The 19,618-nt window shown below is 63.6% G+C and carries 19 protein-coding genes; 10 read left to right on the plus strand and 9 right to left on the minus strand.

Annotated features, from left to right (window positions below; genetic code table 11):
* Nucleotides 1-18 precede the first annotated feature (18 nt).
* From ED21_RS01060 to rlmN, 4 genes are all read right to left on the minus strand, one after another.
* Nucleotides 19-417, minus strand: coding sequence for a glycine zipper 2TM domain-containing protein (locus ED21_RS01060; RefSeq protein ID WP_006831951.1), 399 nt, complete (start codon nt 415-417; stop codon nt 19-21).
* 138 nt (nt 418-555) lie between these two features.
* Nucleotides 556-1,200, minus strand: a complete 645-nt coding sequence (locus ED21_RS01065; RefSeq protein WP_034920913.1) for an MOSC domain-containing protein — start codon at nt 1,198-1,200, stop codon at nt 556-558.
* 166 nt (nt 1,201-1,366) lie between these two features.
* The gene (locus ED21_RS01070) at nt 1,367-1,966 is read right to left on the minus strand and encodes a bifunctional 2-polyprenyl-6-hydroxyphenol methylase/3-demethylubiquinol 3-O-methyltransferase UbiG (protein ID WP_006831953.1); all 600 of its coding nucleotides are present in this window, start codon (nt 1,964-1,966) and stop codon (nt 1,367-1,369) included.
* Nucleotides 1,963-3,228: a 23S rRNA (adenine(2503)-C(2))-methyltransferase RlmN gene (rlmN, locus tag ED21_RS01075; RefSeq protein WP_006831954.1), complete on the minus strand. Its 1,266-nt coding sequence runs from the start codon at nt 3,226-3,228 to the stop codon at nt 1,963-1,965. The genes ED21_RS01070 and rlmN overlap by 4 nt, the downstream gene beginning before the upstream one ends.
* A gap of 297 nt (nt 3,229-3,525) precedes the next feature.
* On the opposite strand from rlmN, the gene ED21_RS01080 reads away from it, so the two are divergent.
* The gene (locus ED21_RS01080) at nt 3,526-4,188 is read left to right on the plus strand and encodes an outer membrane protein (RefSeq protein ID WP_034920915.1); all 663 of its coding nucleotides are present in this window, start codon (nt 3,526-3,528) and stop codon (nt 4,186-4,188) included.
* Between the two features lie 60 nt (nt 4,189-4,248).
* Here the strand turns inward: ED21_RS01080 and ED21_RS01085 are convergent, their stop codons facing one another.
* The 3 genes from ED21_RS01085 to ED21_RS01095 are packed head-to-tail and all read right to left on the minus strand — an operon-like array spanning nt 4,249 to nt 7,182.
* Nucleotides 4,249-4,737, minus strand: coding sequence for a hypothetical protein (locus ED21_RS01085; RefSeq protein WP_006831956.1), 489 nt, complete (start codon nt 4,735-4,737; stop codon nt 4,249-4,251).
* Nucleotides 4,730-5,209: a transcription elongation factor GreB gene (greB, locus tag ED21_RS01090; RefSeq protein WP_006831957.1), complete on the minus strand. Its 480-nt coding sequence runs from the start codon at nt 5,207-5,209 to the stop codon at nt 4,730-4,732. Before greB ends, ED21_RS01085 begins: the two co-directional genes overlap by 8 nt.
* Before the next feature lie 23 nt (nt 5,210-5,232).
* Complete coding sequence (locus ED21_RS01095) at nt 5,233-7,182, minus strand: lytic transglycosylase domain-containing protein (protein WP_369765360.1); 1,950 nt, start codon at nt 7,180-7,182, stop codon at nt 5,233-5,235.
* Between the two features lie 104 nt (nt 7,183-7,286).
* On the opposite strand from ED21_RS01095, the gene dapA reads away from it, so the two are divergent.
* The gene (gene dapA / locus ED21_RS01100) at nt 7,287-8,168 is read left to right on the plus strand and encodes a 4-hydroxy-tetrahydrodipicolinate synthase (protein ID WP_006831959.1); all 882 of its coding nucleotides are present in this window, start codon (nt 7,287-7,289) and stop codon (nt 8,166-8,168) included.
* A 20-nt stretch (nt 8,169-8,188) separates the two neighbouring features.
* Here dapA and ED21_RS01105 read toward each other — a convergent pair whose 3' ends face one another.
* Together ED21_RS01105 and ED21_RS15720 are read right to left on the minus strand one after the other, a co-directional pair.
* Nucleotides 8,189-9,490, minus strand: coding sequence for a S9 family peptidase (locus ED21_RS01105; protein ID WP_233995684.1), 1,302 nt, complete (start codon nt 9,488-9,490; stop codon nt 8,189-8,191).
* A gap of 131 nt (nt 9,491-9,621) precedes the next feature.
* Complete coding sequence (locus tag ED21_RS15720) at nt 9,622-10,143, minus strand: hypothetical protein (protein ID WP_233995685.1); 522 nt, start codon at nt 10,141-10,143, stop codon at nt 9,622-9,624.
* Between the two features lie 109 nt (nt 10,144-10,252).
* Here ED21_RS15720 and smpB point away from each other — a divergent pair, with 109 nt between their 5' ends.
* From smpB to alaS, 8 genes are all read left to right on the plus strand, one after another.
* Nucleotides 10,253-10,735, plus strand: coding sequence for an SsrA-binding protein SmpB (smpB, locus tag ED21_RS01110; RefSeq protein ID WP_006831961.1), 483 nt, complete (start codon nt 10,253-10,255; stop codon nt 10,733-10,735).
* A gap of 181 nt (nt 10,736-10,916) precedes the next feature.
* Nucleotides 10,917-11,450, plus strand: a complete 534-nt coding sequence (locus tag ED21_RS01115) for a DUF2062 domain-containing protein (RefSeq protein WP_034921140.1) — start codon at nt 10,917-10,919, stop codon at nt 11,448-11,450.
* On the plus strand, nt 11,447-13,930 hold the full coding sequence (locus ED21_RS01120; protein WP_006831963.1) for a response regulator: 2,484 nt from the start codon (nt 11,447-11,449) through the stop codon (nt 13,928-13,930). Before ED21_RS01115 ends, ED21_RS01120 begins: the two co-directional genes overlap by 4 nt.
* Before the next feature lie 148 nt (nt 13,931-14,078).
* Complete coding sequence (gene recA / locus ED21_RS01125) at nt 14,079-15,140, plus strand: recombinase RecA (protein ID WP_034920919.1); 1,062 nt, start codon at nt 14,079-14,081, stop codon at nt 15,138-15,140.
* Nucleotides 15,141-15,375: 235 nt separating this feature from the next.
* A complete protein-coding gene (locus ED21_RS01130; RefSeq protein ID WP_006831965.1) occupies nt 15,376-16,002 on the plus strand; it encodes a glutathione S-transferase family protein in 627 nt (208 codons plus the stop codon).
* 48 nt (nt 16,003-16,050) lie between these two features.
* Nucleotides 16,051-16,449, plus strand: coding sequence for an ElyC/SanA/YdcF family protein (locus ED21_RS15960; RefSeq protein ID WP_006831966.1), 399 nt, complete (start codon nt 16,051-16,053; stop codon nt 16,447-16,449).
* Nucleotides 16,331-16,771, plus strand: a complete 441-nt coding sequence (locus ED21_RS15295; RefSeq protein WP_198005808.1) for a hypothetical protein — start codon at nt 16,331-16,333, stop codon at nt 16,769-16,771. Before ED21_RS15960 ends, ED21_RS15295 begins: the two co-directional genes overlap by 119 nt.
* 142 nt (nt 16,772-16,913) lie before the next feature.
* Nucleotides 16,914-19,577, plus strand: coding sequence for an alanine--tRNA ligase (alaS, locus tag ED21_RS01140; RefSeq protein ID WP_006831968.1), 2,664 nt, complete (start codon nt 16,914-16,916; stop codon nt 19,575-19,577).
* The last annotated feature ends 41 nt before the right edge of the window (nt 19,578-19,618 follow it).

Raw genomic sequence — 19,618 nt, forward strand, 5'->3', positions numbered from 1 at the left:
GTTCTCTTTTGGCTTATCTTATCGGCAGCTGAGGCTTCCCCGGTCGATCTCGCGACCGATGACGGCGCCGACGGCTCCGCCGAGGATTGCGCCGAGCGCCTTGTCGCCGCGGCCAGCCATCTCGTGGCCTGCCAGAGCGCCGACGCCGGCGCCGATCACGAGGCCGGTCGTGCCGTTGTCGCGCTTGCAATAGTAACGGCCATCTCGGCCGCGCCACATGTAGCTGTCGCGGGTGATGCGACGAGGGGAGACATAATAGCCGCGATCGTCGTACTTGCGTGCGTGATGGGCGCGATCCTTCGCGCGCTTGCCGTGCGCCGGGGCCCAGGAGGGCGGATCGGCGGCGACGGGTGCGGCGGTGCCGAGGCCGGTAAGGGCCATGGTCGAGGCGGCGAAGGCGAGAGCGAATTTTCTCATTGTACGTCCCTTGTGATCCCTGGAGAAACTTCTGAGCCTCCATCTAGCGCAGCAGAAAGACAACCGCGGCTGAACGAACGCGCTTAACTCCAAATTAGGGATGAGCTGTGCCGAGAAGGCGGGCGAGCCGTGCGGGTCTCACCACAATTTCGCCTCCAGCTTGCTGCGCCACTGCGAACCGAGAGCGGGGATCGCAAGGAGGTCGCGAATCTCTTCCTCACTCGCGGGCACGGCGGGATCGAAGAGCAGGGCGAAACTTGCATCGACGCTCCAATGCTCCTGCGTGCGCTCGACAAGCGCAAGGTCTTCGCCCGCGCGCGCCTCGCCCTCCTCGATCACGCGGAAGTACCAGCCGCAGCGGTGGTTGGCGATGATCCGCTTGACCATGTCCTTGCGCTGGAAGTGGCGCTCCAGCGTGGAGCAGGGTTGCCGCCCCATGGTGAGTTCCAGCAGCGCGCTGCCGAGCTGGAAGCGGTCGCCGATGAAGACCTCCTTCTCGGTCAGGCCCTGTGCATGCAGGTTCTCCCCAAACGCTCCGGGTGCGGCGAGACGCTCTACCTCGGGGATCTGCTCGCGCCAGTAGGGGTAGTGTTCGGCGGCGTAGAGATGGACCGCCATATGCGCGCCGCCATGGTGCTTGCGATCGACCTGCGTATCGCCTTCGAGGCCGAGCGTGCCGATCCTCACAGCACCCTCGCACGCTTGCTTGTCGATCGAGCTGATCTTGCCGTCGGGCAACCGCGCGGGCTGGCCAGTGCACAGGGCGAGGACGGTGGCCTTCATGCGCAATGCGCCTTTCCAACAGGATGGAACGGATGGAACACAGTCCTGGAGCAAAAACACACAGGGGACGTGGCCGCGGTAAGAATGGCGCTTTTCGTGGGGTAAACGAGGGTCATGGATACCTTCCAGCACAGCAAAGATAAGTAGGAAAGGCTCCGCGCCGATTTCAGCCTGCCGGCCTTTGCAGGGTGAGGGCGTACCAGTCGCGCTGCACCCCATCGGCGCCTTGGCCGCGATAGCGTTCGGTGGCCTCGATCCGGAAGCCGGCCTCGCGATAGATGCGCTCCAGCCAATCCTCGTCGGGCAGGTTGGTCAGCCGGCCAAGCGGATCGCGCCCCTCGCCTGTGCCGAGCTTGTAGTTGGCGAAATGCCAGCTGCCGGGTATCAGCGCGCGCAGGATGGCGGCGAGGATGCCGGGCAAATCCGCCCGCGCGACATGGAGCAGGCAGGCGTGGGCCCAGACCCCGTCGTAAGTCTCTTGCGCGTCCAGCTCGTCGAAACGCAAGACACGCGCTCGGACATCGAAACGCTCGTTGGCTTTGCGCACCATGGCAGGCGTGCCATCGGTGGCGTCGAGATCGAAACCACGTTCGATAATCCGTGCGGAATCGCGTCCGCCGCCGCAACCCAGTTCGAGCAGCCGCGCGCCCGATTGCAACCGGTCGAGAAAACGGTCGAGATGGCGGCTCGGGGCCTGCCCGAAGCTCAGCGTGTAGCGCGGCGCGTTCGCCTCGTAGTAGGCGATCGTCGCCGGATCGGCGCTCACGCGGAGGCGGCTTCGGCAGCCTCGGCCGCCTCTCGGTCGCGCTGGGCGCGGCTTTTCTTCTCCGCTGCCGTCTTAAGCTGGCCACAGGCCGCATCGATGTCGCGGCCGCGCGGCGTGCGTACGGGCGCGGAGATGCCGCCCTCGAAGACGATGTCGGAGAAGCGCTTCACCCGCTCGGGGGTTGAGGTGTCGTAAGCCGCGCCCGGCCAGGGGTTGAACGGGATGAGGTTCACCTTGGCGGGCAATTTGTAGTGCTTGAGCAGGCGGACAAGCTCACGCGCGTGCTCGTCGGTGTCGTTCTTGTCCTTGAGCATCACATATTCGAAGGTGATGCGGCGGGCGTTGCTGGCACCGGGATAGGCAGCGCAGGCTTCGAGCAGTTCCTCGATGCCGTATTTCTTGTTGAGCGGCACGATCTCGTCGCGGATTTCCTTGGTTACCGCGTGGAGCGAGACGGCAAGGTTCACGCCGATTTCCTCGCCGCACCGTTCCATCGCCGGAACGACGCCGCTGGTGGAGAGCGTGATGCGGCGCTTGGAGAGGGCGAGGCCGTCGCCGTCCATGACGAGCTTCAGCGCACCCTTCACATTGTCGAAATTGTAGAGCGGCTCGCCCATGCCCATCATCACGATGTTGGTGAGGAGGCGGCCGTCGCTGGTGTAGTGGCCCTCGTCTTCGGCATCGTCGAGATCCGCCCCATAATCGAAATTCATGTTGCCCTTGGGCCATTCACCCAACGCGTCGCGCGCGAGCATGACCTGCCCGACGATCTCGCCCGGGGTCAGGTTGCGGACCAGCTTCATCGTGCCGGTGTGGCAGAAGCGGCAATTAAGCGTGCAGCCGACCTGGCTCGATACGCAGAGAGTTCCGCGGTCGGCATCGGGGATGAAGACCATCTCGAACTCGTGCCCGTCGGCGGTCTTCAGGAGCCACTTGCGCGTGCCGTCGGTCGAATGCTGCGCCTCGACCACTTCGGGGCGACCGATTACGAAACGCTCGGCCAGCCAGGGGCGCATGGTCTTGGCGATATCGGTCATCGCTTCAAAATCTGTCACGCCCCGGTGGTAAAGCCAGTGGAACACCTGCTTGGCGCGCAGCTTTGCCTGCTTGGGTTGCAGCCCGGCCGTTTCGAACAGCTCGCGAATGCGTTCCTTGGGGAGGCCTATCAGGTCAACGCGACCATCTTCGCGCGGCGTGATATCACGCGCAACGGGAACCGGGTCGATCTGCCCGGGAATGCTCATCAGTGTCGTATCTGCCATGGGAGCCGCGCATATAGTCGCGATGCGCGCGGAATGAAAGTGTCTGCGCGGGCGCGCAACAATCCGTCGTGCGCTTTTGCGTTCCTTACGCTCGTCGAAAAGTGCCCACCGTTCATCGCTCAATTTGCACATGCACAATTCGTCGCTCGAAAACGGCTCCTCGTCGCAGGATATGTGTCTCAAAAACCACGTTTTCTTGTTGTGCCATGTTCATGAAACTGTTTCCGGTCCTGCTCCGTTTTCGAAGTCCACGCGGTCGCAAATGCCGACTGCGGACAACAAAAACGGAGTTAGAACATGAAAACCACTGCAGCCCTTCTCGTCGCCGGCACTATGCTTGCCACTGCTGCCCCTGCCATGGCGCAGGACAGCGACAATTTCGACGGCTTCCGCATCGAAGCTCTTGCTGGCTATGACGTCAGCAAGGCCGGCAGCACCTCGGACAACGACACCAACGCTAATGACGACCAGTCGATCGACGGTCTCGCCTATGGCGTCGGCGCGGGTTACGATTTCGATGCCGGCGGCGTCGTCCTCGGCCTCGAAGCCGAATATGTCGGCTCGACCGCGGAAACCGAATACGACATGGGCGATTTCGAAGACATCGGTGTCGGCAATGTCGAAACCGGACGCGATCTTTACCTCGGCGCGCGTGTCGGTGTGAAGGCCAATGACGACCTGCTCGTCTACGCCAAGGGCGGCTACACCAACGCCACCTACAACTTCCGTAACAACGACGGCACGAACGAATATGAGGTCGACCTCGATACCGACGGTTTCCGTGTCGGCGGCGGTCTCGAGTACGCGCTGAGCGGCAACACTTTCGCCAAGGTCGAATACCGCTATTCGAACTACAGCGATGCCGAACTCGACTTCGAAGGCGATGCGCCTGACGTGGCGGTTCCGGACATCGACCTCGACCGTCACCAGGTCATGGCTGGCTTCGGCATGCGCTTCTAAGCACACACGCCGCTGAAAAATCGGGCCGGGAGCGTAAAGGCGCTTCCGGCCCTTTTCGTATCAGCGCCGGGCGCAGGCGAGGGTGGCGGCGTCGATGGCGCTGGCGGCGCCGGCGAGGGCGTAGGTGTTGGAAAACCGCCGTCCGCGGTTGTCGGTGGCGAAAATCGTCATGCTGTCGGCCGAACGGATGGCGGCAAGGATCGCGGCATCGGTCGCCGGATCGCGTGCCCAGGCGTCGGCTTTGCCGCCCACCATGAGGTAGTTCCTTCGGGCGATGCGCAAGGTTACGCGCGCGCCTTCGCGAAGTTGGCGCGACATGCGGAAGTGGACCTGTCCGCGGATGCGACGGGCCGGCCAGGAGGCGACGGTCATATACGGCTGGAAGTCGCGCTCGAGGCGGCTCGGCGCGGCTTCGGCGATGGCGTAGCAGCGCGGGATCGAGGGATCGCGGAAGGCTCCCCAGGCGGAAAAGACGCCGAGGCTGTCCTTGGCGGCCAGTGGGGCGGCGAGGGCCGTGAGCGCGAGCAGGGGGAGGGCGAGGTTACGCATAGTCGATGCTCACGATCTCCCACTCGCGCTCTCCGCCCGGGAGGCGCACAGTGCGCAAATCGCCCACGCCCGCACCCTTGAGCGCACGGGCGAGCGGACTCGACCAACCGATCCTGCCAGCGCTGGCGTCCTGTTCGTCGTCCCCAACCAGCGTAACGGTCTTCTCGTTGTCGTCTTCGTCCGCCAGCGTGACTGTCGCGCCGAAGAAGGCGCGACTCTTGTCCGGCTGGTCGGAGGGCACGATGACCCGCGCAGCCTTCATCCGCCTGGCAAGGTGGCCGAGTTCACGGTCGATCTCGCGCATGCGCTTGCGGCCGTAGAGATAGTCGCCGTTCTCGCTGCGGTCGCCGTTTCCGGCGGCCCAGCTCACGATCTCGACGATTTCCGGCCGTTCCTTGCCGAGCAAATGGTCGTAGCGCGCCTTCATGGCGGCATAGCCCGCCGGCGTGATGGGATTGGTCTTGCCCTCCATGGTGCGGAGGGCCCTAGCCGATCCTATCGCGGAAGGTAATGGCGGATATCGCGCTGGTAGGCGGCCGATTTGTCGGGGTGCATATTGGCGTAGGTCACCGCGTTGCCGATCACGCGCATGACGTAATAGCGCGTCTCGAAGTTCGATGGAATCTGCTCGATCCAGGTCACCCAGTCGACTGCGCCAGTGCGCGGATCGCCGTTGAGGCGCAGCCACTCGTTCACCCGGCCCGGCCCGGCGTTATACGCCGCGATGGCCAGCGGATAGGCGCCGTTATAGCGGTCCATCAGCCGCGCGAAATGCGCATCGCCGAGGCGGATGTTGTAGGCCGGATCGCCGGTCAGGCTGGCCGACATATACTGCACGCCGATCTTGCCCGCTTCCTCGCGCGCCGTCCCCGGCATCAGCTGCATCATGCCGCGCGCGCCGGCATGGCTGACGCGGGTGCGGTCGAATTCGCTTTCCTGGCGGGCGATGGCGTGGACCATGGTCCAGTTCGCGCCCGGGTGCGTGCGGACGGTCGGGAAGCCGAGGCGTTCGAAGCCAGCCACGCCTTCCTCGCCAGCGACCATGCCAGCGACGACGGCCATCTCGTTGAGACCGGTTTCACGGGCAAGTTCGGCGACCAATGCCATTTCGCTCGGCGTTTCGGCTTCGGCGGCGATGGCTTCGAAGAAAGCGCGCTCGGTGCGCCAGTCGCGGCGGTTCTTCGCCATGTCGCGCAGCGCCAGCGTCAGCGGTTCTTCGGAGAACGCTTTGCGCGTTTCGGCATCGACGCCTGCGGTGAGCATGGGCGCGAAGGTCGGCGCGGGCTTGCCCAGTTCGCTCAAGGCGAGCTGGCCGTAATACCAGTCGGGATAGGCGGCGGCCATGTTCCAGTACCGTTCGGCCTCCGCCCGATCGCCTCCGCGCGCGGCGGCGCGTCCGGCCCAGTAAAAGCCCTTGGAGCGGGTCAGCGGGGTCTTGGCGGCGGTGCCATAGCGATAGAACAACGGCGCCGCGCGAGAGCCGTCACCCAGCGACCACAGGGCCTTGGTCCCGCCAAGCCACATGAGGTCGGTGTACTTGTCGCGCAGAGTGAAGCTGCCGTCCGAGATATCGGTGCCCGGCGCGAAGAGATCGTCCACCTTCGACGCAATGGCGACCGCGCTGCGGACATCGGCACCTTGTGCGACGCGCAAAGCCTCACTCACGAAATCGGTGCCGTCGAAGGCAGGCCCTGCGAACTCGGCGCGGGTCGCCAGCAAGTTGATGGCGGCGGGAAGCTGGCCGTTGCCGCGGTAATGGCGCGCTAGATTGTAGACATAGCCGCTGTCGTTCAGCGCGCCATCGGGAACGGGTAGACCCGCTTCGCTCGGCGTGCTGCCCTGCAGCAGCGCCAAACGCGCCTGCGCCATCGAGCGATAGGCGGGCGAGACGCGCACGATCTGGCGCGTCGCGGCTTCCAGATTGCCCTGCCACAGCAGCGCATCCATGCGCGCATCCTGATCGCCGGGGGTCAGGTTTTGGGCGAACAGACCGGCCATATAGGCTTCGGCCGGACCGCTCATGGTCCCGCCGCGCCACGCTTCGCGCGCCACATCGTTCGCCTCGGGGCGGCTCATGGCGGCCAGCGCCAGCGCATAGCGCGCCTTGGCCGCATTGGTGATCGGGGGATGCGCGTCGAAGAACTGGACCAGCGCCTGCGGAGTCACCGCATCGCGGTCGAGCGCGTTCTCAGCGCGGCGCTGCAACAGCTCCTGCTTGGGGAAGCCGGGATAATCCGTGATGAAGCCTGCGTATTGCGCGAAGGACAGGTTGTCGGCCTTGGTGAGGTACTCCCACCGATCGACCGCCTGGCCGGCGCGGCTCGGCAGCTGGGCTACCATAGTGTTGCCCCGATCCGGCCAGCTGGTCGGCGTCTGCGCGGCGAGGGGGAAGGCCAGCGAAGCGCCAGCCATAAGTGCGAGTGAGAAATAAGTTTTTCGGCCCATGCTGGACATACTGCCCGGCCCCTCCTTATCAGGCGGTGAATGAAATGTGTCGGCGGGTGCCTAAATCGCCCGCTTTTCATACCTCTAACGCAGGACTCCCGTAAATGTTCTCAGGCTCGATACCGGCTCTGGCGACTCCTTTTCGCGATGGATCGTTCGACGAGGCCGCTTTTCGCAAACTCGTCGACTGGCAGATCGAAAACGGTAGCAAGGGGCTTGTGCCCTGCGGCACGACTGGCGAGGCCTCGACTATCTCCAATGCGGAGCATCACCGGGTCATCGAGGTCTGCATCGAACAGGCCGCAGGTCGGGTGCCGGTGATTGCCGGCTGCGGCAGCAACGATACGCGCAACGCGCTGCTTCATATGCAGTTCGCCAAGAAGGCGGGCGCGGCGGCGGGCCTGTGCGTTGCGCCATATTACAACCGGCCCAGCCAGACCGGCCTGATCGCCCATTTCAGCCATCTCGCCGAGAACAGCGATTTGCCGATCGTTCTCTATAACGTGCCCAGCCGCACGGTGACCGATATCGAGGACGAGACGGTGTGCGAACTGGTCAACAAATACCCCGACCGCATTATCGCTATCAAGGATGCGAGCGGCGACCTGTCGCGCGTGGCCGACCACCGTATGGGCATCGGCCGCGATTTCTGCCAGCTATCGGGCAATGACGAGTTGTGGCTGCCGCACTCGGCAGCGGGCGGCTCGGGCTGCATCTCGGTGACGGCCAATGTCGCGCCGAAGCTGTGCGCCGAGTTCCACGAGGCCATTGCAGCCGCCGACCTCATCAAGGCGCGCGAGATCAACGACCGCCTGTTCCCGCTGCATTATGCGATGTTCTCCGACGCGAGCCCCGCGCCGGTCAAATACGCGCTCAGCCGCGTGCACGACTGGTTTTCGGAAGACGTCCGCCTGCCGCTGTGCAACGCCAGCGAGGCCTCCCGCAAGCAGGTGGACGAGGCGCTGGAGCACGCCGGGCTGATCTGAGCCTGCCCGGCGCGATCCGGTCAGTTCGCCGGGTTGTGCTTTTCGACAAAACCCACAGCAGCTTCGAGCATTTCCAAGCGGGTCTTCGACAGCGACAGCCAGTGGTCCTCGCCATCGAGCGTGACCAGTTCGTAGGGCTTGCCCGCATCCTTCAGCGCATCGGCCATCTTGTGGCTATGCGAGTAGGGCACGACAGTGTCGTCCTTGCCGTGGATGAGCATTACGGGCGCGTCTGCCTGTGCGGCGAAGCGGCGCGGGGACACCGCGTCCCAGCCGTCCCTGGGGCCGAGCTGGTCGAGGAGTGCGCGCTTTGTGATGCGCTGCCTGCCCGAGGCGCGGTAGTCTTCGCTAAACATGGCAGTGATATCGCTCACCGGAGCCACTGCGACTGCGCACTTGTAGAGGCCCTGCTGCAACGTCACACCCGCAAGCGCGGCATAGCCCCCATAGCTGGCCCCGACGATGCAAGCACGGCTCGGGTCGATAATACCCTGTTCCGCCAGCGCAGCCATGCCGTCCGAAAGGTCGGTCTGCATTTTGCGACCCCATTCACCATAGCCGGCCAGCTTGAACGCCTGACTGCGATTGGTCGATCCACGAAAATTTGGCTGGAAAACAGCATAACCGCGTGCCGCGAAAGCCTGCGCCCACCAATCGAACCCCTCTGTGTCGTGGGCATGCGGGCCACCGTGCGGCAAAATGATGAGCGGCAAGCCTGTACCTTCCCTGCCCGGCGGCAGAGTCAGAATGCCGTCCATTTCGAGGCCGTCGGCAGCCGTGTATGCGAAAATTGAAGTCTCGCCCACCAGGTCCGGGGTGAGCGCCTCGCGCTCATAGGCGATAGCCTTCGCTTCGCCAGTCGAGAGATCGACCACGAACCACGATCCACTATCCTTATTGCCGCTGGTTCGCACGAGCACTTTCCTGAAGTCCGGGGTCCAGTCCATCATCCGCATGGCGTAATCGGCAAAGGCTGCGCGAATGCTGGAGACTGTCTTGCCGTAGGCGGGATTGTGGAAGACAGGGCCCTTTATTTCGTCGAGGTAGCCAGTGAGGTAACCGGTCGTTTCGTCCCAATAGAGGCGTTCGACATTAATCTCGTCAAGAAACAGTCGTGGCTTGCCCCCTGCAAGCGGGATCTCATACCAGTGCGCGATGTTGTCCTCGTCGCGCCCCGAATAGATGACGGTCGTGCCGTCGTAGCCGAGGCCAACGAGACCGACCCGACCATTGTGCTCCCTACCTTGCACGATGATGTCACCCGAGCCCGATTTGAGCTCCCAATCGCCATCGGTGTAACTCACATCAAGGGTTGCGGCCACTTTGCCGTCGGGCCCGACCACCCAGTCACGATATTCGTTCTCACGCGCCGAAGTGGCAACTTTGCGGGCACGATTGGTACGCGTCTCGACTTGGTAGAGGTGAGGGCGACCGTGCTTCCAAACGTATGACTTCAGTTTCGAATTTCCGCTCCTGGCCTCAAGTTCCACAGCGCCGAAGAAAGCGATGTACTCGTCATTGATGAAGCGCACACCGTAATTGCCGCGGACCGAATCGGCGAGATCGCGGCTGTTGCCGAAAACCGTCTCGACCTCGCCTCGAGGCGGTTGTGTATGATGTGAGCGACGGAAAATTCTGCCTTGTCGGTCGTGAAGCCCCGTAAATCTTCCGTCTGGCTTGTAATAAGGAGCAGCTGATCGTCACCGATCCAGTCGAAATCGCGCACCTTTGCATCGCCGACACCGGTTCGCCGGATGAGTTTTAGGTCGGGTCCAATGATCAGGAGTTGGCGCGAACTCTTTACAGTCATGAGGATGGCAATATTGGTGCCGCTTGGCGAAATCGCCGCGTCCTCGACATCTGGCAGGGCGCCGTATGCCGAAAGCGGCACTGGCTCCTTGGCAGCCAGCGACTGGCCTGAAAATGTCATAGACACGACAGCGAGTGCTGCCAGATAGAGACGGCAAAGTTTCATACGACCCCCAAATAGATGCCAGCCTTTTGCATAAGGCAGCTTACCGAAGCAAGAACGAAGGGCGTAGGGGCTTGGCCTTTACCCGAACAGCGACTAGACGCCCGCCCATATGGCACGTCCCAAACCCGCCACTTTCGACAAGCAGAAGACCGTCGCCGACAACCGGCGGGTGCGGTTTGATTACCACGTCGAGGAAACCTTCGAGGCGGGCCTCGCGCTGCAGGGCACGGAAGTGAAGGCCCTTCGCGCGGGCGAGGCGAGTATCAAGGAAAGCTACGCCGAGGTGCGCGACGGGCAGGTTTGGCTGATCAACGCTAATATTCCCGAATATTCGCACGGCAACCGCCTCAACCACGAACCGCGCCGGCCGCGCAAGCTGCTGCTCCATTCGCGCGAGATCGAGAAGCTGTTCGGCGCGGTCGAGCGCAAGGGCATGACGCTGGTCCCGCTGTCGATCTATTTCAACTCGACGGGGCGCGCCAAGGTCGAGCTGGCGCTGGCCAAGGGCAAGCAAGCGCACGACAAGCGCCAGACGATCAAGGATCGCGACTGGAAGCGCGACAAAGCCCGGTTGATGCGGGAAAAAGGCTGAACCGAGCGTGCTACCCCTTTCGTAACGCCTGTGTGCTAACCACATTCACTGCCATGCCCGTTTCGTTGCCCGGATATTATTCTGCGCCCTTGCACCCGTCACTGACCGGGCGCATGGCAGGAGCGTGGCAGTGAGCGGGTTCAAGTCGAAGACTTTCCTTGCGGATTTTTTCCGCAAGCACATGCCCACGCGCGAAGAAATGGCGCGGAACCGGTTTCTCAAGCCGATCGCCCACCGCTTCCTTTCACCGGAACTCTGGCGCTTTACCCGCCGCAGCGTTCCGCGCGGCGTGGCGCTGGGGCTGTTCGCGGCCTTCATCGTGCCTATCGGCCAGATCTTCCTCGCCGCCTTCCTTGCGCTGCCGGCGAGGGCGAATGTGCCGCTGTCGGCGCTGGTGACCTTTGTGACTAATCCCTTCACCCTGCCGTTCTGGCTCTATTTCGCGAACCAGACCGGCCGGTTCGTCCTCAACATCGATGCGGCAATGGGAGCAAATGCGGGGCATCTGGCGCAGGATGGCGGCGCGCTCGCCCGCTGGCTCGAAGTGGGCGGGGTGACGGCGTTCGGTTTCCTGGTGCTCGCTGTGGTGAGCGCAGGGGTCGGCTATGTCGCCTCGAGCTTTATCTGGCGCTTCATCATCTCGCGTCGTCGCAGTAAGCGTCTTGCCAGGATGGAAGCGCGGCTCGACGAGCGCCTGGGGAAACCCGGCGAATGAGCTTCGGTTCGGAGACGGATGCAGAGGGGCTGCCGCCGGTACCGCTCATGCTCGGCATCCTGCTGGCGGTCGCGGTTTCGGTCGGTCTTGTCTGGCTGGCCGCCGGCACATCGCTTGCCGCGGCAGCCTATGGCGGCGCGCTGATCGCCATCATCCTGGCCTTGCTGCTGGCCCCCCGGTTCCGCCAGTCCGATGCGGACGAGAATTTCCAGCAGCCCGACTGGAGCGTGACGGCGGCCGCCATCCAGAACCGGCGGCGCGGGGTCGCGGTGGTCGACCGCGCCAACCGCCTGACCTGTGCTAACGATACGTACGAAAAATGGTTCGGGGCCGACCGCGCGCCACATGAATTGCCCTTTGCGGATGAAGCGCGGCAGAAAATCGCCGACGCCGCGCGTACCGCGTGGCGCGAAGGCAGCGCCGAGTGTTCCGAGCTGGAGCTCGACCACGGTGAGCAGAATTTCCGCCTGAACATCGAACGGGTAGGGCGGGGCGAAGACTATCTCGTCTGGCGCTTCGGCGAGCTTGTCCGCCAGCGCAGCTACGACGGGCTGGGCGAACGGATCGGCGGGCCGCTGGGCCATGTGCTGTCGCGCTCCGGGATCGAACTGGCGGTGGTCGCTCCCGACGGTATCGTGCAGGTGGCAACGCCCGGCCTTGCCGAGCGCGCTCTGGGCGAGAAGGACATCCCGCTCGCCGGCCAGGAATTCGTCCAACTGCTCCGCTCCGACGATCGCGACCGCATCTTCTTCGCGCGCGAAGGCCAGCAGGGCTCGCCGCAAACGCTCGTGCATGTACCTCTCGACATGCCCAATGCAAGGAGCGATCAGGCCTCGGACCCCGCGCCTTCGCTGATGCTGCTGGTGGACAGCACGGTCGGGATCGGCGGGGCCTGGCAGGGCAGCGGCAAGGCGGCGATCCCCCAGCTCGAGGCGCTGCTGTCCGCGCTTCCGCTGGGGCTCGCGCTGACCGACCGCGACGGGCGCTTCCTCTTTGCCAACAAAGCCTTCCTGCGCGCGGTCGAGCGCGAGGATCATGGCCTCCCGCAATTCCCCTCCGACCTGGTGGTGCGCGAGGACAAGGCGGCCATGGCCGACACCGTGCGCCGCTTTGCCAAGGGCGCGACCTCCAGCGGCGACATGGCCGTGCGCCTCGCGAACGACAAGGAAGAGCCGGTCTCGATCGGCCTTGCCGGTGTGCGCGGGCTGGGCGATGCCGCCGTGCTCCTGTCGATCAGCGATTCCACCGAGGAAAAGCGCCTGCGCCGCCAGGTCGCGCAGGCCACCAAGATGCAGGCCGTCGGCCAGCTTGCCGGCGGTGTGGCGCACGACTTCAACAATGTCCTGACCGCGATCATCGGCTATTGCGACCTCATGCTGCTGCGCCACACGCCGGGCGACAGCGATTACGACGACATCCAGCAGATCAAGGCGAACTCCAACCGCGCCGCTTCGCTGACCCGGCAATTGCTCGCCTTCTCGCGCCAGCAGACGCTGCGCCCCGTCGTGCTGCAAATGCCCGACGTAGTGAGCGAGGTGAGCCAGCTCCTGAAGCGCCTGATGGGCGACAAGATCGAGTTCTCCGTCCGCCATGACCGCGAATTGGGTCCAGTCCGCGCCGACCCGCAGCAGCTCGAACAGGTCATCATCAACCTGGCCGTCAACGCGCGCGATGCGATGCAGAGCCATGCTGCGCGGCTTGGGAAGCAAGACTGGAAGGGGCGCCTAACGCTTGCCACCCGCCGCGTTTCGGCGCGCGACGTGCGCAAGATGGGCATCGATATCATGCCAGCCGACGACTACACCGTCCTCATCGTGCAGGATACGGGCGGCGGCATACCGGGCGAGCACCTCAACAAGATCTTCGAACCCTTCTTCACCACCAAGGAGCAGGGGAAGGGCACCGGCCTCGGCCTCTCCACGGTTTATGGTATCGTGAAGCAGTCGAACGGCTTCATCTTTGCCGACAACGTCACCGACGCCAGCGGCGAGGCGGCGGGCGCGCGCTTCACAATGTACCTGCCGGTGCATAAGGGCGAAATGCCCGAGAACCAGCGCGGCGAGGACCGCGAAGACACCAAGGCCAGCGAATGGGCCGGCGGCGGCACGCTGCTGCTGGTGGAGGACGAGGACATGGTCCGCGCCGTGGCCGAACGCGCGCTCACCCGCGCAGGCTATGCGGTCACCACCGCGCGCGACGGCGAGGAGGGTCTTGCCCAGATCGCGAATGGCGAGACCGAGTTCCATCTCATCGTATCGGACGTCGTCATGCCGGCGATGGACGGCCCTGCGATGGCGCGCGCGATCCGCAAGGTGAAACCGAAGGTGCCCATCCTCTTCATGTCGGGCTATGCCGAAGAACAGCTGCGCAACGACATCGATATCGACAACATGTACTTCATTCCCAAGCCCTTCAGCGTCCAGCAGATCAACGCGAAGGTGTCGGAAGTTTTGCAGGCGCACACCAAGGTGGATGCCTGACGGATACCAAGAGGCCCGGAGTTCTGCACTCTTCGGACCTGTTGGAAAAAATTTCGTTCCACTCTTGTTCTATGAGAACAAATTGGGTACACCTCTTCGCAGTTGATGAGTTGGAAACGGCTCTGGAAATGCGAAAGGGGAATATGTCATGGCGGCCAGTCTGAAGCTTGTAGGGGATAAGAAAGTGGACGCAGACCGCCAGAAGGCATTGGACGCCGCGCTTGCGCAGATCGATCGCGCATTCGGCAAGGGCTCGGCGATGAAGCTGGGCCAAAAGGAAGCGATGAATGTGGAGGCGATCTCCACCGGTTCGCTCGGCCTCGACATCGCATTGGGCATCGGCGGCTTGCCCAAGGGCCGCGTCATCGAAGTCTACGGTCCGGAAAGTTCGGGCAAGACCACGCTGGCGCTGCACGCCATCGCCGAGGCGCAGAAAGCGGGCGGCACGGCGGCCTTCGTCGATGCGGAACACGCGCTCGATCCGGTCTATGCCAAGAAGCTGGGCGTCGATGTGGACGAACTGATCGTCTCGCAGCCCGACACCGGCGAACAGGCGCTCGAGATCACCGATACGCTGGTGCGTTCGAACGCCATCGACATCCTAGTGGTCGACTCGGTCGCCGCGCTGGTTCCCCGAGCCGAAATCGAAGGCGAGATGGGCGACAGCCATGTGGGCCTCCAGGCGCGCCTCATGTCCCAGTCGCTGCGCAAGCTTACCGGTTCGATCAACCGTTCCAAGTGCATGGTGATCTTCATCAACCAGCTGCGTATGAAGATCGGCGTGATGTACGGTAATCCCGAAACCACCACCGGCGGCAACGCGCTCAAGTTCTACGCTTCGGTTCGTCTCGACATCCGTCGCACCGGCCAGATCAAGGACCGCGACGAGGTGATCGGCAACTCGACCCGCGTAAAGGTCGTCAAGAACAAGGTCGCCCCGCCGTTCAAGCAGGTCGAATTCGACATCATGTATGGCGAAGGGATCTCCAAGATCGGCGAGATCCTCGATCTGGGCGTGAAAGCCGGCGTGGTCGAAAAGTCGGGCAGCTGGTTCAGCTACGACAGCGTCCGCATCGGCCAGGGCCGCGAGAACGCCAAGACCTTCCTGAAGGAAAACCCCGAAATGTGCGCCAAGTTGGAAGCTGCGATCCGCGGCAAAACCGACGAGGTCGCCGAAGAGATGATGGCTGGTCCGGACGCGGAAGACTGATCACATCGCTTCAAGCGGGAGCGTAAGGCAGCACTATTCCCCCGCTACCTTGCCATGGCCGGACTGTCCCCCGGCTCTCCCGGAAACACGGAAAGCCGGTGCGCGCGCCCTCTCCTATTGCCGCCGCACCGGCTTTTCGCGTGTCTGGGTGTCGTCCCGTTCGGGCTGCGACGATTGGGGGTGGCGCTCCCTTGTCGGCCTGCCTAGGCAGGGGCGGCAACTCAGGAGAGCGTTCATGACCATCACCGTCCACCACCTCAACAACAGCCGTTCGCAGCGCATCCTGTGGCTGCTCGAGGAACTGGGCGCGGATTACGAGATCGTCTCCTACCTGCGCGATGCCGAGACCAACCTCGCGCCGCCCGAACTCAAGAACGCCCACCCGCTGGGCAAGTCGCCCGTGATCGAGGACGATGGCCGCCTCATCAGCGAAAGCGGCGCGATCATTGAATATCTTTGCGAACGCCACGGCGGCGAAAGCTGGCTGCCCGACCGCAAGAGCGATGCCTGGATCGACTATCTCGAATGGATGCAGTTCGGCGAAAGCTCTTTCTTCGTGCCTGTCATGCTCAAGATCTACGCCGGTCGCCTCGGCGATGCCGCTGCCCCGCTCATGCCGCGCGTCGACGAACAGCTCTCGGCGCACATCGCCTTTGCCGAAGAGAACATTTCGGACGACCTCCACTTCGTCGGCTCCGACTGGAGCGCGGCAGATGTCATGATGAGCTTCCCCGCCGAGATCGCCGTGATGCAGGGCTATGGCGAAAAGGCGCCCAAGCTCGCCCGCTTCGTCGAGGCCATCCACGCCCGCCCCGCTTGGCAACGTGCCCGCGAAAAAGGCGGCGCCTACTTCGTCTGGTGAGACCGCGCTGGATGAAGTGTAGCGCCATCGAAATTCAAGGCTGATTGGATGATAGATCCCCTTGTGCAAGATTTGCGGAGTACATTGGTGGTCGTTCTCGGTCATGAGAACGATCGGGATGGCAACCTTTCTGACGATGCTCTGAGCCGGATTTCTGCCGCTCTCGAGTATGTTTCGGACGAGCCCTCCGATTCAATCGACCTCCTGGCTACCGGGGGATACGGGGACTATTTCAATCTTTCGGATCGGGCGCATGGCGCGCTGATGCTGGAGGAAATTGCGAAATCCGCACCTGTAGATCTGCGAAGGCTCGGTTGGACGGCCTCGTGTGGGACCGACGAAGACATTCTCGCCGTTCGCCGCCTTCTTGTTGATGCAGGAAGAAAGCCCAACTGCATCAGAATTTTTACAAGCGCCTACCACGCGCCTCGCGCAATTGGCGCGTGAGCTGCCGACCTTTTCCAACTGGAACACGTGCGATCCCAGCCTTCTCGAGGGGTTGTTGTCTGAGCTTCGGCATTACGACAACATATCCTACCTCCCGCTGGTCGCTTCCTTTGCCATTCCCTTCTTCGCCGCCACCAATGCCATTTCGGTAGAAGGCATTGCCCTCAATGTGGGCGTGTCCATTCTTGGGCTGATTTTATCTTTGGCGTGCTCTCAATGTACTGGCGTCTTGCCGGCACCGCCGCTTCTGCTCGTCGTACTGCGCGATACTACGCGCTGTTTTGCGGCTACCCGAATTTGTCGTCGGCTCAAAACCTCATGACAAAGCGCACAATTGGCATCGGAAAATCGGTCGGCTTGGCATGGTTGCTTGGCTGGGGCATCGCGATGATGGCGAAATTCGCGGGGATATGACGGATTAACGTGGCTTGTCGGACGCAGCGCGATTGCCTAACTGCGCCCGCATGACGTCGACCAATGAAATCCGCCGCTCGTTCCTCGATTTTTTCGCCTCGAAGGACCACGCAGAAGTGCCGAGCGCGCCGCTCGTGCCCTTCAGCGATCCCACGCTCATGTTCGTCAACGCGGGCATGGTGCCGTTCAAGAACGCCTTCACCGGGCTCGAAACGCCGCCCGCGCCGCGTGCCACCAGCGCACAGAAATGCGTGCGCGCCGGGGGGAAGCACAACGATCTCGACAATGTTGGCTACACCGCGCGGCATCACACCTTCTTCGAGATGCTCGGCAATTTCAGCTTTGGCGACTATTTCAAGGAACAGGCGATCGACCACGCCTGGACCCTGCTGACCAAGGATTGGGGACTCGACAAGGACCGGCTGCTGGTCACCGTCTACCACACTGACGACGAAGCGTTCGATTTGTGGAAGAAGCGCACCGGTTTCGCCGACGAGCGCATCATCCGCATTCCAACCAAGGACAACTTTTGGGCCATGGGTTCGGACGGACCTTGCGGCCCCTGCTCCGAAATCTTCTACGATCATGGCGATCACATCTGGGGCGGCCCTCCGGGTAGCCCGGAAGAGGACGGTGATCGCTTCGTCGAGATCTGGAACCTCGTCTTCATGCAGTTCACGCAGGAAGCGGACGAGATCGTCGGCGACCTGCCCAAGCCCAGCATCGACACGGGTATGGGTATCGAACGCGTTGCCGCAGTGATGCAGGGCGTGCATGACAACTACGACACCGACACCTTCAAGGCCCTGATCGGTGCAAGCGAAGCGCTGACCGGCGTAAAGGCGGAAGGCGACCGGCAGGCCAGCCACCGCGTGATTGCCGACCATTTGCGCTCGACCAGCTTCTTGCTCGCCGACGGCGTCTTGCCGAGCAACGAAGGCCGCGGCTATGTCCTCCGGCGCATCATGCGCCGCGCCATGCGCCACGCGCACTTGCTGGGTGCCAGCCAGCCGCTCATGCATCGCCTCGTCCCTGAACTCGTCAGCGAAATGGGCGCGGCTTATCCTGAACTCGTGCGCGGCCAGGCGCTGATCCAGGAGGTGCTCGAACGCGAGGAAACGCAGTTCCGCCGCACACTCGACAAGGGCCTCAAGCTGCTCGACGAAGCCACCGGTGACATGGGCGAGGGCGGCACGCTCGACGGCGGGACCGCATTCAAGCTCTACGATACCTACGGCTTCCCCTATGATCTCACCGAGGACGCGCTGCGCAACCGCGGGATCGGCGTCGACAAGGACGGCTTCGACGCGGCCATGGCGCAGCAGAAGGCCGCCGCGCGCGCCGCGTGGAAAGGGTCGGGCGAAGCGGCCAGCGAGGAAGTCTGGTTCGACATCGCCGAGCGCGAAGGCTCGACCGAATTCACCGGCTACAGTTCCGACACGGGCGAGGCCGAAGTGGTCGCGCTGGTGAAGGACGGCAAGGAAGTCGATAGCGCGGGCGAGGGCGAGGATGTCATCATCCTCACCAACCAGACGCCGTTCTATGGCGAGAGCGGCGGCCAGACCGGCGATGCTGGCCGCATCTGGACGCCCGAAGGCCTCGAGGCGAAGGTCTCGACCACCAACAAGCCGCTCGGCCGCCTGCACACGCATGTCGCGACGATCGCCAAGGGGAACGTCAAGGTCGGCGATGCCGTGCATTTCGAGATCGACGCCGAGCGGCGCGACCGCATTCGTGCGAACCACTCGGCCACGCACTTGGTCCACGCCGCATTGCGTAACCGCCTCGGTGGCCATGTGACACAGAAGGGTTCGCTGGTTTCGGATGACCGTTTCCGCTTCGACTTTTCGCATCCCAAGCCGCTCAGCGACGAGGACATCGCCGCGATCGAGGCCGAGGTGAACGAGGAAATACGCGCCAACGAGACCGTCGGCACCCGCCTCATGACTCCCGACGATGCGGTGGCCGCCGGTGCGCTCGCGCTGTTCGGCGAGAAATACGGCGACGAGGTTCGCGTCCTCTCGATGGGCCGCAAGGGCGGCGAGGGGAAGAACTACTCGGTCGAACTATGCGGCGGCACCCATGTCGAAGCGACCGGCGATATCGGCCTGTTCAAGATCGTCAGCGAAAGCGCGGTCAGTTCGGGCGTTCGCCGGATCGAGGCACTCACCGGCGAAGCGGCGCGCCAGTGGCTGCTCGCACGCGACGAGACGGTGCGCGCCATTGCCGCTGCGCTCAAGACTTCCCCCGACGAAGCCGCGACGCGCGTTTCGGCGCTGGTCGACGAGCGCAAGCGGCTCGAAAAGGAACTCGCCGAAGCCAAGCGCGCGCTTGCTTTGGGTGGCGGCGGCGCCGGTGATGCTGCGGCGGCCGACGAGGAGATCGGCGGCGTCAAGTTCTCCGGCCAGGTAATCGAAGGCCTCAGCCCCAAGGATTTGCGCCCGCTGCTCGACGAAGCGAAGACCCGCATGGGTTCGGGCGTGGCGGCGATTTGCGCGGTGAACGAAGGCAAGGGCGCCTTTGCCGTGGCCGTGACCGATGATCTCACCGAGCGCTTCAGCGCCGTCGACTTCGTGCGCGCCGGGGTCGAGGCGTTGGGCGGTAGAGGCGGCGGTGGACGGCCGGACATGGCGCAGGGCGGCGGTCCGGACGGGTCGAAAGCCGAGGACGCCATTGCCGCCGTGCGTGACGCGCTCGCAAAAGAAAACGCCTGACCGGCACGAGGCTGGTCAGGCACTGTTTCTCCTCTCCGGAA

The sequence above is a fragment of the Erythrobacter sp. SD-21 genome (assembly GCF_000181515.1).
Classification (GTDB): Bacteria; Pseudomonadota; Alphaproteobacteria; order Sphingomonadales; family Sphingomonadaceae; genus Qipengyuania.